11 protein-coding genes are annotated in these 14017 nt (G+C 72.3%); 5 read left to right on the top strand and 6 right to left on the bottom strand.

Annotated elements, in window-relative coordinates; all coding sequences use genetic code 11:
- Positions 1–11: 11 nt before the first annotated feature.
- Together AB0D67_RS05530 and AB0D67_RS05525 are read right to left on the bottom strand one after the other, a co-directional pair.
- A complete protein-coding gene (locus AB0D67_RS05530) occupies positions 12–1031 on the bottom strand; it encodes a LacI family DNA-binding transcriptional regulator (RefSeq protein WP_362930228.1) in 1020 nt (339 codons plus the stop codon).
- 436 nt (positions 1032–1467) lie between these two features.
- The gene (locus AB0D67_RS05525; RefSeq protein WP_362930225.1) at positions 1468–1893 is read right to left on the bottom strand and encodes a DUF4259 domain-containing protein; all 426 of its coding nucleotides are present in this window, start codon (positions 1891–1893) and stop codon (positions 1468–1470) included.
- A gap of 228 nt (positions 1894–2121) precedes the next feature.
- On the opposite strand from AB0D67_RS05525, the gene AB0D67_RS05520 reads away from it, so the two are divergent.
- The 3 genes from AB0D67_RS05520 to AB0D67_RS05510 all read left to right on the top strand — a co-directional run bounded on the left by AB0D67_RS05520 (position 2122) and on the right by AB0D67_RS05510 (position 4581).
- A complete protein-coding gene (locus AB0D67_RS05520) occupies positions 2122–3339 on the top strand; it encodes a low temperature requirement protein A (RefSeq protein WP_362930223.1) in 1218 nt (405 codons plus the stop codon).
- Between the two features lie 233 nt (positions 3340–3572).
- Positions 3573–4328, top strand: a complete 756-nt coding sequence (locus tag AB0D67_RS05515; RefSeq protein ID WP_362930221.1) for an SDR family oxidoreductase — start codon at positions 3573–3575, stop codon at positions 4326–4328.
- A gap of 16 nt (positions 4329–4344) precedes the next feature.
- Positions 4345–4581: a hypothetical protein gene (locus tag AB0D67_RS05510; protein WP_362930219.1), complete on the top strand. Its 237-nt coding sequence runs from the start codon at positions 4345–4347 to the stop codon at positions 4579–4581.
- A gap of 116 nt (positions 4582–4697) precedes the next feature.
- On the opposite strand, the gene AB0D67_RS05505 is transcribed toward AB0D67_RS05510, so the two are convergent.
- On the bottom strand, positions 4698–5138 hold the full coding sequence (locus AB0D67_RS05505) for a cupin domain-containing protein (protein WP_362930217.1): 441 nt from the start codon (positions 5136–5138) through the stop codon (positions 4698–4700).
- Positions 5139–5751: 613 nt separating this feature from the next.
- Between AB0D67_RS05505 and AB0D67_RS05500 the strand changes: the two genes are divergently transcribed.
- The gene (locus AB0D67_RS05500) at positions 5752–7317 is read left to right on the top strand and encodes a pectate lyase (RefSeq protein WP_362930215.1); all 1566 of its coding nucleotides are present in this window, start codon (positions 5752–5754) and stop codon (positions 7315–7317) included.
- A gap of 125 nt (positions 7318–7442) precedes the next feature.
- On the opposite strand, the gene AB0D67_RS05495 is transcribed toward AB0D67_RS05500, so the two are convergent.
- Positions 7443–9893, bottom strand: a complete 2451-nt coding sequence (locus AB0D67_RS05495; RefSeq protein ID WP_362930213.1) for a DUF4132 domain-containing protein — start codon at positions 9891–9893, stop codon at positions 7443–7445.
- A 1-nt stretch (position 9894) separates the two neighbouring features.
- Positions 9895–10287: a hypothetical protein gene (locus AB0D67_RS05490; RefSeq protein WP_362930211.1), complete on the bottom strand. Its 393-nt coding sequence runs from the start codon at positions 10285–10287 to the stop codon at positions 9895–9897.
- A 166-nt stretch (positions 10288–10453) separates the two neighbouring features.
- On the opposite strand from AB0D67_RS05490, the gene treZ reads away from it, so the two are divergent.
- Positions 10454–12274 carry a malto-oligosyltrehalose trehalohydrolase gene (gene treZ / locus AB0D67_RS05485; RefSeq protein ID WP_362930209.1) on the top strand — a complete coding sequence of 607 codons (1821 nt, stop codon included), beginning with the start codon at positions 10454–10456 and terminating at the stop codon, positions 12272–12274.
- A gap of 31 nt (positions 12275–12305) precedes the next feature.
- Here treZ and AB0D67_RS05480 read toward each other — a convergent pair whose 3' ends face one another.
- Entirely contained in the window at positions 12306–13883 is a 1578-nt protein-coding gene (locus tag AB0D67_RS05480) for a hypothetical protein (protein ID WP_362930207.1), read from the bottom strand.
- Between the last annotated feature and the right edge of the window lie 134 nt (positions 13884–14017).

The following is a 14017-nucleotide window of genomic DNA, read 5'->3' as shown; positions in this document are numbered from 1 at the left end:
CCGGTTCCATGTCAGACCTCCGCACGCGGCGGCGCGGAGCTGTCCCCGGCCACCAGCCGGCAGGGCACCAGCCGTTGCCGCGGCGGGCCGTCACCCCGCAACCGGTCGATGAGCATCTGCGCCCCGAGCCGTCCCAGCTCGGTGCTGGGCGGCTCCAGCACCGTCAGCCTGGGGTGGAACATCTCCGCCACGCGCTCCGAGGAGAGCACCAGCATCAGCGTCAGGTCATCGGGGATCCGCCATCCGCGCCGGGCCACAGCGGCGATCACGCCGACGGCCGCGTGGTCGTCCATCACGGCCAGGGCCGTCACGTCGGGATGCGCGGCGAGGAGCCGCTCGAACGCCTCACCGCCCTCCTCGGCGGAGCCGGCGCGGTGGTCGTCCACGTAGACGATGCCGGCCTCCCGGGCGGCCGCCGCGAACTCCTCGCCGGCCCGGATGGTGGGGCCGTACTGGGCGGCGTACGCGCCGGTCGAATGGTTGAAGAAGGCCAGCTTGCGATGGCCGAGCCCGGCCACGTGCGCCACGGCCTCGCGCGCGGTGGCGGCGAAGTCGATGTCGGCGTAGTCGATCGTGCCCGGGTCGCGGGTGCGCCCCACCATGCTGAACGGCACCCCGGCCTCGGACAGGAAGTCCGGCCGCTCGTCGTCCAGCCGCACCTCCATCAGCAGCACGCCGTCCACCAGCCCCAGACCGGTGATGTGCCGCAGTTCCTCGACCGGGTCGGCGCTCTCGGGCGACAGCAGCAGGTGGTAGCCCAGCTCGCTGGCCGCCTCGGCGGCACCGGTGGCGAACTGCATCTCGGTCACGCCGAGGCCGCCCCGCGGAGCGGGGTAGAACAGCGCCAGGATCTTGGTTCGCTTGCTCTGCAGGCCGCGGGCCAGCAGGTTGGGCCGATAGCCGAGATCGACGGCTGCCTGCTCGATGCGCCGCTTGGTCGCCGCCGCGACCGGGCGGGTGCCGTTCAGCGCGGCGGACACGGTGCTGATGGCGACCTGTGCGCGCTCGGCGACATCACGTAGCGAGGTCATAGAACTCCGGCCCTGGACACGATCGGCCCGAACCGGGCCGATACGGTTGTCGAAACGTTTCGCAAAACCTAGGGTGGGTTTTGCGTAGATGTCAATGGTGTTAATTCGGATGTCCTAAATGCCCGTCGGCCGAGGCGACCGGGTCTCAGGACCCGATGCTCCTCAAGGAAGATCGGACAGCGATCGGCCCGGGGGCGCCGGGAGGATCGTTCGGGCGCGCGAGCCTGACCATCGACCCCACCCGCGACCGCCGGCCCCAGGCGGACCCCGACACGACGAAACCCCCGAACCCGTAGGTTCGGGGGTTTCCCATGTCCTGAAACACCGCGCTGCGGGGCGCGCCGCCCAGACCAGGCCACCCGCCGTACGGCCTGGGCTTTCGCGGGTGGCCGGCCCCGTCGCCGTATGCGGTCTCCGCGGACGGCGCCCGGAGCTTTCAGCCGGTGGCTCCCCGGACGAGGGCGGCGCGCAGGGGTTCGACCTCCGCCAGCAGCGATCGGCCGCCGTCGGCCTCCTCCCACAGCTCCCAGAGCTCGGAGTCCTCGCCGAGGGCGCGGTCCAGCGCGCGCAGCGCGAGCGGCACGAGGTCGCCGGGGAGCCCGATCCCGCCGCCCTCCCGCAGGAAGCCCGGCGCGTACGCCGAGGTGACCGGCGGACCGCCGCAGCACTCGGCCGCGACGACGGCCGCCGCCGCCACCGCCGCGGACCCCTCGTCCACCTCCAGGTAGTCCGCGGACTCCGCGGCGCCGAGCAACGCCCGCCGGACCACTTCCGCCCGGTCCTCCGGCGCGGCGTCGCCCAGTTCACCGCACCAGTCGGCGGCCGAGTCGTTGTCGAAAGGACCGCTGTCCCAAGCACCCACGCCGTTCCACTCCCATCCGAAGGATCACGTGCTGACGAGGGCATCAACGTACAGACCGGGACCGACATATCCGGCCGGGGCGTCCCCCGCCCGTCCGGCCCCCTGACCGGTCCCATGACCGGTCTCCTCGACGGCGGGCGCGTGATCACGGGGCCGCGTCACGGATCGGGACGCCGCCCTGTCTATCTTCGAGACGACCGTACGTCGCGGAACGACAGGAGCGAGACCTTGCCCTCAGAAGGCACCACGATCCGGATCCGGGTCCGGATGAACGCCCGTGCCGTGGACGAGCCGCACCGCGTTTCGAGCCCGCTGGAACTGCTGTTCGACCTGACCTTCGTGGTCGCGGTCGCGGCCGCCACCGCGCAGTTCGCGCACGGCATCGCCGGCGGTCACGGCCTGGCCGGGCTGGTGCCGTTCCTCCAGGTGTTCTTCGCGATCTGGTGGGCGTGGATGAACTTCACGTGGTTCGCCTCGTCCTACGACACCGACGACGTCGCCTACCGGCTGCTGACCATGGTGCAGATGGCCGGTGTGCTGGTCCTCGCCGCCGGTGTGCCCGCGGCGGCGGACCACTCCGACTACGGGATCATCACGCTGGGCTACTTCGTCATGAGGATCGGGCTCGTCGTCCAGTGGCTGCGGGCCGGCCTGGAGGATCCCGAGGGGCGGCGCACCGCGTTCCGCTACGCCGGCGGCATCGCCTTCCTTCAGGTGGGCTGGCTGGCCAGGCTCGCCCTCATCGAGACGGGGGTCCTGTCCTCGCCCTTCGGCCTGCCGTCCTTCGTCCTCCTGGTCGCCTTCGAGCTCGCGGTGCCGTGGTGGGCGGAGCGGATCAGGACCACCAGCTGGCACCCGCACCACATCGCCGAGCGCTACGGCCTGTTCACGATCATCCTGCTCGGGGAGAGCGTCCTGGCCGCGAGCCGGGGGGTCGGAGGAGCGCTTGAGACGGGCGGGGCCGGCGGTCGCCTCGTCGTGATCGCCGGCGCCGGCCTCGTCCTGCTGTTCGCTCTCTGGTGGCTGTACTTCCTCGCACCGGCGGGGGACGGTCTCAGTGACCGCCGCAGGCGTTCCTACCTGTGGGGATACGGCCACTACGGCATCTTCGCGGCCCTTGCGGCCCTCGGCGCCGGGCTGGAGGTCGCGGTGGAGCGGAGCGGGCACGACGTCGCGGTGTCGCCGCTGGCGCTCGGCTACGCGGTCGCCGTACCGGTGGGTGTGTACCTCGCCCTGCTGTGGGCGGTGCACGTGCTCGTCAGCGCGGAGCCCCTCCTCCTCACCGGCGCGACCGCGGGATGCGTCGTCGCCGTCCTGGCCCTGCCGCTCGCGGCGCCCTGGATCGGCGTGGCCGCCGTGGTCGGCGCGATCGCGGCCGTCTGCGTTCTGCTGGTCGCCGTCACGATGTGGACGGCCGCCGCCGGGGCCCGCGCCGGAGCGCGGTGAGGCGACCGTCCTCCGCCGCGGGTCATCTGACGGAGATTCTCCGAGGGAGGTCCTCCGGCGTGGGTTCTCCGCCGTACCAGGGCGAACGGGCGGCAAAGGTTCGGCTCGCCGCCGCTGACACGCCGGTGGCCCGGGAAGAATTCCGCGGCGGCCGTCACAAACCCGGAGGCTGCCCGGTCCTAGCTGGCGACCGGGTGGCGAAGAGGCGGCCCGGCGGACGGAGAGGGAACGCGATGAAGATCGTGGTAATCGGCGGAACCGGCCTGATCGGGTCGAAGCTGGTGAGGAAGCTGGGCGAGCACGGCCACGAGGCGGTTGCGGCGGCGCCGAGCACCGGCGTCGACACGCTGACCGGTGAGGGGCTGGCCGAGGTGATGGCGGGCGCGCAGGTGGTGGTCGACGTGTCGAACTCGCCGTCGTTCGAGAGGGAGGCGGTGATGAGGTTCTTCGAGACCTCCACCGGCAACCTCCTCGCGGCGGAGGCGGCGGCGGGCGTGGGTCACCACGTCGCGGTGTCGATCGTGGGCACGGAGCGCATGCCCGACAACGGCTACTTCGCGGCGAAGATCGCCCAGGAGCGGCTGATCGAGAAGTCGGGGATCCCGTTCTCGCTCGTGCACTCGACCCAGTTCTTCGAGTTCGCCCGCGGCATCGCCGACGAGGCCACGGTGGACGGTCAGGTGCACATCGCGCCCGTGCTCTTCCAGCCCATCGCGGGCGACGACGTCGCCCAGGCGGTCGGCCGGACCGCGGTGGGGTCGCCGCTGAACGGCAGGACCGAGATCGCCGGGCCCGAGTCGTTCCGGATGGACGAGTTCTTCCGTCAGGCGCTGGCCGCCTGGGGCGACCCGCGTGAGGTGGTCACCGACCCGCACGCGCGTTACTTCGGCAGCGAGCTGAGCGAGCGGTCACTGGTCCCGGAGGGCGGCGCCACCCTCGGCACGATCAGCTACCACGACTGGCTCGGCGGCCCCGCCTCCGGCAGATAGGCAGACAGGAGGAACGATGAGCGCTCCGAGCGACCGGAACGACTTTCTGCACGAACTCGAGGCCGAGGTGGAGATCGAGGTGACCCGGGTCGAGTCCAGCCATCCGGAGGCCGCCTTCGGGCTGCCGGTCACCGAGTGGCTGTTCGACCCGATGGACGCCGAACGCGAGGAGACGGGCCTGCGAGGTCTGCTCGGCGCGATCGAGGCCCTGGAGGGCGCGCCCCGGCCCGGCGCCGACGACCGTACGGCCTAGCGGACGGCGCCGGAGGTGGGGACCGGACCCGGTTCCCACCTCCCCCGTCTCCGGCTCCGGCGTTTTTCAGCGCGCGGCGGACGGGGACGTGGGTCCCCGCATCGCCTGTCCGGCGGTCACGAGCGTGGCGCGCGGCGGTCCCGCCGCGCTTCCAGTTCCTCCGGCTCGACCAGGGTCAGCATCGGCTGGCCGGGCGCGCAGAACATCGTCACCACGAACACCGTCTCCTCGTCGGTGAGATGGTTGCCGTCCCGGTAGTGGATCACGTCCCCGCCGGGCTCCCAGAACGTCTCACCGGCCCGGACGACCCGCGCGGGCTCGCCTTCGATCTCGAAGTCGACGGCCCCCTTGATCACGAAGCCGAACGCGGGGCCGGAGTGCCGGTGAGGCGGCAGTCCCGGGCTGTTCGGCGGCGAGGTGACCAGGATCGTCATCACCTCGGCCCCTTCCGGCACGGGCGGCGCCCCCGGCACGGTGCCGACCATGTCGATCTTCGGTGGCGGCCCGCTCCCGTCGGGGTTCTCAAGCTGGTGGGCGCGCTCCTGGTCGGTGCTCATCGGGTCTCCTTCGCGCTGGCGGCGGCCGGCGGGCCCGGCCGTGTGCGGGCTCGGACAGGACGGCGCCCCGCTACGTGACGGCACCCTGGACGGAGCACCCGCCGGAAGCCTCGTCGACGCGGTCCGGGTGGCATGTCACCCCGGGCCGCCCTGTCCTCTCGCGACCGGCGGCGTCTTCGAAAAATATCGCCGCCGCGAACTCATTGACACCAGGAAAACGCCGTGGTTGCGCCATGAAACTTTCATTGTCCGGCAAATTCGCGACAGAACCGTTATTTGTATCGTTCCATCGAATCTCCGCACGTCAGGCTCTTCCTCGCCAGTCTTCGGCGGGGCATCCCGGCGGTCTCTTCCACGGTTCCGCGCGCCGCCCGGATCGAGCGGAACGGATTTCCGTCACCCGCCCTTGCCATTCCGGCGGGCACCGCTCTATTCTCGCCGGAAAGCGCTTTCCCCAATAAGAGCCACTCTGGCGGAAACGGCGCCTGCGCGCCCGAGCCCGGACCGACCGGCGGCCTGCCCGGCGACGGGCCGCCGACGTCCACCGGCCCGCCGGAACACCCCGATATGCGGCGGCAGCATCCAGCGTTCAGCAACGGAAGGGACATCCATCATGAAACGACCAGTCGCGCTGCGACTCTGTGCGGCACTGGCCACGACGGCCGTCGCGGCCGCGACCGGCACGGTCCTGTCCTCACCCGGCGCCTCGGCGGCGGCCGGCGGCGCCACCGGCTACGCGACCCAGAACGGCGGGACCACCGGCGGCGCGGGCGGGCGGACGGTACGGGCCACCACGGGGACCGCGATCCACCAGGCCCTGTGCAGCCGGGCCAGCAGCAGCACCCCGATCATCATCGAGGTCGAGGGGACCATCAACCACGGCAACACCGCCAAGGTGTCGGGCGACAGCTGCAACACCGCCGCCGGCCTGATCGAGCTCAAGCAGATCAGCAACGTCACGATCATCGGGGTCGGCGGCGGGGCCGTCTTCGACCAGCTGGGCATCCACATCCGCGACTCCAGCAACATCATCATCCAGAACGTGACGGTCAAGAACGTCAAGAAGTCGGGCTCCCCCACGTCCAACGGCGGCGACGCCATCGGCATGGAGAGCACCGTCCGCAACGTCTGGGTCGACCACGTCACCCTGGAGGCGTCGGGCGGGGAGGCGCAGGGCTTCGACGGCCTCTTCGACATGAAGGACAACACCCAGTACGTGACCCTGTCCTACAGCGTCCTGCGCAACTCCGGCCGCGGCGGCCTCGTCGGGTCCAGCGAGAGCGACCGCTCGAACGGCTTCATCACCTACCACCACAACCTGTACGAGAACATCGACTCCCGTACACCCCTGCTGCGCGGCGGCGTCGCCCACATCTACAACAACCACTACATGCGTCTCAACGAGTCCGGCATCAACTCCCGGGCCGGGGCCCGCGCCAAGGTGGACAACAACTACTTCAAGGACTCCCGCGACGTCCTGGGCACCTTCTACACCAGCGAGGCCGGCTACTGGCAGGCCGCCGGGAACATCCTCGACAACGTGACGTGGTCGGCCCCCGGCAGCGAGACGAACCCCGCCGGCCCCGACATGCGGTCCACCACCACCGTCAGCGTCCCCTACTCCTACAGCCTCGACGCGGCGAGCTGCGTGCCCGGCGTCGTGAGCCAGACGGCGGGCGCGAACAAGGGGCTGAAGGTGTCGGACGGCAGCTGCTCGCCGCAGACCCCCACCCCGACCGCCACGCCCACCTCCGGACCGACCTCCACCCCCACCCCGACCGCCACGCCCACCACCGGGCCGACCCAGCCCGGCGGCACCAACCTCAGTCTCGGAGCCGGCTCCGACGGATCCAGCAAGGCGAGCGGGACGAGTTACGGCGACGTGCGGGACGGCGACATGGGCACCTACTGGTCGCCGGCCGGCTCCACCGGCTCCATCTCGATCAAGTGGGGCTCCGCCACCGCGGTTTCCAGGATCAACATCCGGGAGGCCGCGGGCTCCGTAGGCGCCATCAGGACCTGGAGGGTCCTCAACGGCGACACCGGAGCCGTGCTGACCTCCGGCAGCGGGGCGGGCGTCATCACCTTCCCCCGGACCTCGCTGCGCAAGCTCACCTTCGAGATCACCGGCTCGACCGGGACGCCGAAGGTCGCCGAGTACGAGACCTACGCCGGCTGACGGCACAGGCCCCGCCGTACGCCTGGGTCCGGAGCCACCGGTCCCGGGCGTACGGCGGGCACGCACCCGCATCGGCCGTGACCGCCTCCCCACCGCCGATCACAGGGGAGGCCGCCGCGGCGGGTTCAGGAGACGAGCTGGCGGGTGATGGTCGGGTCGGTGATGGAGGTGTCGTCGGCCAGCAGGAACGCCTTGGACAGGATGACCGACAGCATGCCGCCGTCCTCCTCGAAGGGCAGGAAGACCGCCCGCGCGGCCCCGTCGGCGCCGGGGACGATGCACAGGTAGGCGTCGTTGGGCTCCATCAGGATGTTGCCCGACCCGAGATGGATCTTGTATGTCCGCAGGTCGCCGCGCACGCGCAGGAACCGGTCGGTCAGCTCCACCCGGCCGGCGATCCTCAGCCGGGGCAGGAGGCGGGCCAGCGCGTCGCGGCGGGTCCGGGCGGCCTCGGTGAGCTCGCCGAAGCCGTAGGAGTGCCAGTAGTCCTCGTGCCCGCCGGTCGCCCGCTCGTCGAGGCCGACCGAGGTGACGCCCACGGCGAGGTCGGCGTCGCGCAGCACCTCCGACAGCACCAGCGGTGGCACCTCGGTCAGCGGCACGCCCTCGCGGTGGCCGTCGTCGTAGCGGCCGGGCGCGCCCTCGACGCGGTGGAAGGCGATCTCCCCGGTGGCGCAGAACGAGGCGGTGCCCCAGCCGTCGGCCTCCGCTCCCCCGGCGACGTGCATGCCCCAGTACGCCCGCCAGCCGGACAGCTCCTTGACCGCCTCTCCCTGGTCACCGCCGCACTCGTAGTCCCAGTGGCCGATCGCCAGATCGGTCCAGCCGCGCTGGTTCAGCAGCGCCTTGGCCTGGCCGTAGCGGAGGACGTGCCCGGCGAAGCGGCGCGAGTGGACGCGGGTGCGCTCCTCGGCGGGGGTCAGCAGGTAGACCTCGCGGAACGCCTGCTTGTACGGCTGGCGGATCCCGTGCTCCAGCAGGTGGTCGCGCCAGGCCCGCACCTCGTCGGCGCTCTCCCGGATCGGGTGCCACAGCAGGACCGGGGTGTCGGGGTTCGGCCGGATCCTGCGGCCCCGGGGGTCGGTGAGCTCCCAGCCCGAGTCGGTCCGGACGGGGACGCCGGCCGGGCCCTGGAGGATCTGCCAGATGAGGTGGCGGGCGTACCGGCCGGTGAGCGGGTGGTCGAGGAAGAGTTCGGTCACCTGATGCCAGCGCCACATCCGTTCCTCGACCAGCGCCCGCTCCAGCCGGAACCGTTCGGCGGGCAGGGCCTGCCTCAGCTCCTTGAGGGTGCCCTTGAGCTCGGCCAGCACGGGGTTCCTGCGGATGGCCTGCGGGGCGGACTTGACGGTCCTTCCCGCGGCGTTGACGAAGCGGAGCGCGGGGCCGTCGGAGCAGAGCCGTACGAGGTGGTCACCGATCCTCACCTCGCGCACCCCGTCCGGGCCGAGGCCGAAGGTCGGCACGGTGCGGTCGAGCAATTGCTCGCGGCTCAGGCCCGCCTGGACGGCGACCGCGTCCAGGGTGCGCGCCACGTTGTTCAGCACGGTCTTCTTGCGGACCTTGACCTGGAGGCGGGCCAGCGGCGCGACCGTCTCCAGCCCTCCGCGGCGGGCCAGGACGTTCACCGCGGCGTTGGCGAGCATCTCGCTGCGGCAGTTGGCGCCCGACCCTCCGACGCCGGTGCCGCAGGTCAGCGCGACGTCACCGAGCAGCGAAGGCACCCACGGCTCGTCGATGAGCGCGCACGTCCACACCATGCCGCGTACGGACACGGTGGTGCGCTGGTACAGGAAGCCGGTCGCCGTCCACTCGTAGCCGTTGGCCACCTGATCGTCCGCGCGCTTCTCCCGGCGCGCCGCGACCCGGGCGAGGATCTCGCGGACGAGGCCGACGGCCTCGGGGGTCAGCAACTTCCGGGCCGTCGCCAGCCACCTGTCGCCGGGCTTGGAGGAGCCGGCGGTGCTCCAGTGGCGCAGCAGCGGCAGGACCTCGGGGGCGGCGAGGCGCGAGCCGTACTCCTCGGCCAGCATCACGGCGAAGTCGTCGTAGTCCCAGATGATGTTGCGCACCGCACCGGCCGGGCCGTGTCCTGCGGGTTCGGTCAGCACGTCGTCCAGTCGCTCGTGCAGGAAGTCCCAGGCCGGCCGGTGGTACCGGCGGAGCCAGTCCTGCGTGGACCCCAGGACACGGCGCCGGTCGGCGTGGTTCAGCCGCAGGGTCGCGGCGAGCGGGATGCGGTACAGCTCCGCGTAGTCGGTGTGCCGCCAGATCATCAGCGCGTGCGCGGCCGACCAGAGGAACCCGGCGTCCTCCACCGTCCAGAGAATATCGGCCTCGGCGACGGAGCGGGTCAGCCGCAGGACACGCTCGTCGTGGTCGTGGCCGCCCTCCAGCCCCAGGCTGAGCCGCAGCTGCGCCCAGCGGCCGAACGTCCGCAGGTCGCTCTCCTCGCCGGGCAGTTCGCTCCCGGCGTCGAAAGCGGCGTCGAAGCGGTCGAAGGTCGAGCGGGTCGAGTCGTCCAGCCCGCGGACGACGTAGTCGTGTGAGGAAGGGAAATCGGCGATGACGCCCATGTCAGCCTCCGACCAGCGGGACGAGCTTGACGAACGACACCACCGGGTCGGCGGTCAGGTCGATCGTCTCGGACAGGTCCTCGATCTGGCGGTCCCCCACCAGCAGCAGGAACCCGTTGCGCAGGAAGGCCCGCTCGGCGGCGTCGGCCTGCCGTTCCCAATCGATCCGCCGCCGGGCGCCCATCCGGTAGCCGTTGAGCTCCGCCTCGGCGTCCACCGGGCGGACCAGGCCGTTGAACCGGACCGAGGGCGCGGCGTTGTGGCGGGCGACCTCCTCGCGGACGCGGAGCCGTACCAGTTCTCGTGCCGAGATGCTTTCGGGCAGGTCGGGAAGGGTGAATTCCTCCACCGTCTTCCCCGTGGCCGTCTCGTCCCGGAAGGTGACCGTTGTCATAACACGGCTCCGCACGTCATCGGAAACATTGTGTAGATCATCGGTATCAGCCGGTACCGACAGGAACGGGGCGACCGCCCGTTCGAAACACCTTTCACCGGATATGACCGCACCGTCGTCCCGCATGTGGAAGGCCCGAGCGGGTAGGGAGGATCCGCGGCCGGTCGTGAGCCGCCCGGTGCGGCCCGTCCGCGTCCGGGAGTGGTACGGCGGGCCGCTCGCGATGTCCGGTGGCGGCTGGACCCTAGGGGGACGGGTGGGACACGGGTTTCGGGTTTGGGCGCCGGCGCGTGAGCGGGTCGACCTGGTGCTCGGCGAGCGCAGGCTGCCGATGCGGCGCTCCGGGGGCGGCTGGTGGGAGCGCGCCGTCGAGGAGGCCGGGCCGGGCACCGACTACGCCTACTCGCTGGACGGCGGCCCGCCCCGGCCCGACCCGCGCTCGCCGTACCAGCCGTACGGCCCGCACGGCCCCTCCCGGCTGGTCGACCACGCCGCCTTCCGCTGGACCGACGACCGCTGGCGCGGGACGCCGCTGCCGGGGGCGGTGCTGTACGAGCTGCACGTGGGCACCTTCTCCCCCGCCGGGACCTTCGACGGGGTGATCGAGCGTCTCCCGCACCTGGTGGAGCTGGGCGTCGACGCGATCGAGCTGATGCCGGTGGCGGAGTTCTCCGGTGGCCGGGGCTGGGGGTACGACGGGGTGTCGCTGTTCGCCCCGCACCACGCCTACGGCGGGCCGGACGGCCTCAAACGGCTGGTGGACGCCTGCCACGCCCACGGGCTCGGCGTGGTGATGGACGTCGTCTACAACCACCTGGGGCCCTCGGGCAACTACCTGCCGGAGTTCGGCCCCTACTTCGCCGGCCGCCACACCACCAACTGGGGCGACGCGGTCAACTTCGACGGCCCCGGCAGCGACGAGACGCGCGCGTTCGTCATCGGCAACGCGCTGATGTGGCTGCGCGACTACCACGTGGACGGGCTGCGCCTGGACGCCGTCCACGCCATCGCCGACGACTCGGCCGTGCACGTCCTGGAACGGCTGGCCGAGGAGGTGGAGGCGCTGGCCGCGCACGTGCGCCGGCCGCTGTTCCTCATCGCCGAGAGCGACCTGAACGACCCCCGGTTCGTGCGGGCGCGGGAGGCCGGCGGGTACGGCCTCGACGCGGCCTGGGCCGACGAGTGGCACCACGCCCTGCACTCGGTGCTGACCGGGGAGCGAAGCGGCTACTACTCCGACTTCGGGCCGCTGTCCCTGCTCGCCAAGGGGCTGCGGCAGGCGTGGGTCTACGACGGCACGTGGTCGCCGCACCGCGGGCGGGTGCACGGCAGATCCCCGGCGGGGCTGTCCGGGCACCGGTTCGTGGTGTGCGCGCAGAACCACGACCAGGTGGGCAACAGGGCGCAGGGCGAGCGGAACCCGGCGCTGATGAGCGAGGGCCGGCTGCGGATCGCCGCCGCGCTGCTGCTCACCGCGCCCTTCGTCCCGATGCTCTTCCAGGGTGAGGAGTGGGGCGCGACGACCCCGTTCCAGTACTTCACCGACCACGAGGACCCCGAGCTCGGCCGGGCGGTCAGCGAGGGCCGCCGCCGGGAGTTCGCCGCGTTCGGCTGGGAGCCCGACCAGGTGCCCGACCCGCAGGACCCGGCCACCTTCGAACGGTCCCGGCTGGACTGGAGCGAGCGGGACAAGGAGGCCCAGGGACGGCTGCTCGACTGGCACCGGGAGCTGATCGCGCTGCGGCGGCGCGTACCGGCCCTCACCGACGGCCGGCCGGACCGGGTCCTGGCCGACTGCGACGAGGACGCCGGACTGCTGGTCGTCGAGCGGGGGCCGGTGCTGGTGGCGGTGAACCTCGGGGCGGAGACGCTGACCGTGCCGGCCCGGGGCCGCGGCGGCGTCCTGGCCTCCTCCGACCCGGGTGTCGCGCTGTCAGGGGCGGACCTGACGCTGCCGCCGGACACCGTGGCGATCCTGGAGGACTGAGACGCCGTCCGCCGCGGTCACCGTCGTGTTCTCACACAGCGGGCCGGCGCCACCGTGACGCGGCCACCAGGGCCAGAGCCAGGGCGGCGTGACCGCAGAGCACGCCCAGCCCCGCCCACCACGGCAGGGGGAAGTAGCCCTCCGACGGCACGTAGTGGGCGACCACCTGCGGGTAGCGGACGGCGGTCTGCTGTACGGCGAACCCGGCCGCCGGGGTGAGGCGCAGCGACCACCGGGCCACCTCGTCGGGCAGCAGCGGCAACGCTCCCAGGACGTACGGGAGGATGACCGCCGACATCGCGCCGAGGACCGCCGCCCACGTGCGCCGCAGCAGCGCGCCGAGGGCGAGCGCGAGGACCGCGGTGACCGCGAACAGGACGGCGACGCCGAGGACGACCCGCGACAGGGTGAGCCAGGACACCGGGAGGACGGCGTTGCCGTTGGCGCGCAGGATCTCCGCGCCGACCGGCATCGTGACCCCGGCCGCGACCAGTCCGGCCGAGAAGGCCGCCGCGCCGGCGACGACCGCCCTGGCGGCCAGATCCCGGCCGCCGGATGGCGGGACGCCGCCGCGCGCCGTACGGACCGCGGCGGTGGTGGAGCGTGTCATGCGGGGCTCGGTGGTGACGGAACGCGCCGTGCGGGGAGCCGCGACGGCGAAGCGCGCCGCCACCGCGATGACCACCGCCAGACCGGCGGCCAGCCCGACCAGGGTGTCTTCCATGTCGTGGCCGCCCTCCGCGCCGGCCGGGCCGATGTCCCCGGACCCGGTGACGGTGAACGTGCCGTCCGCCTCTACGAGCCCGGGGGCCCGGTGGTTCCGCTCCCAGTCGGTATGACCCATCTCGCCGACGGCGCCGTGCCGCCATCCGCCGGCCGGCGCGCCGTCGAGGCTGACGTCGTCGAAGACGGCGGTGGCCTGGGTGAAGCGCGTCTCCGTGGTACCGCCGCCCAGGCCGGTACGCCGTACCGTCAGATCTCCGGGGGAGGTGACGAAGAGCCCGGCCTCCACCGTGCGGGGCGCTCCGGTCAGGCGGGCCGTGCCGACCTTCGTCCACCGGCGGCCGTCGGCGGATTCGTACCCGGTGACGGTGTCACCGGCGCGGACCAGACGTAGCCAGCGCGGGGAGCGGGGGGAGACGCCTTCCGGGCGGCCGGCCGTGTCGTGGACGTAGTCGTGCTGCATCCGCACGCCGTGGTCCCCGGTGACCATGAGCGCCGCGTAGATGGAGCCCTGCCCGGTGCCGTCCTTGACGATGATCCCGGCCTTCGCCCAGGGCACCAGGCCCGGGACGATCTCGTCGTGGTCCGGGGGCGGATAGGTGATGACGCCCGTCATCGAGGTCACGCGCGCGGTGATGACGCCGTTCTCGCCCAGGGGCCGGTGCACGAAGAAGAACTGGTCGCTCACCGGTCGGCCGTCCGGCCCGGCCGGATCCGTGGGACAGGCGATCTCTACGCCCCCCGCGCCGCAGGAGGCACGATCGCCGTACGCGGTGAGCAGGCCGGGCACGATGACGGCCAGCGTCGCCGCGATCATGGCGATCACCCGGCCCCGGCTGCGGAATACGGCCCGCTCCCGGCGCACGGCGGACGTGACAGGTGACATGGCGGTGGTTTCGTCGGTTGACGGCATGCGGCCGGTTCTACGGCTCCGCGCCCGACACCGCGCGAACCGCCGCCGTCATGCCGTTGTTATGCGCGACGGGGCATCCTGGTGGTCCGCACGTCACCGGGGAGAAG

The organism is Streptosporangium sp. NPDC048047, assembly GCF_040653115.1.
Classification (GTDB): Bacteria; Actinomycetota; Actinomycetes; order Streptosporangiales; family Streptosporangiaceae; genus Streptosporangium.
This window is presented reverse-complemented; position numbering and strand designations above follow the sequence as displayed.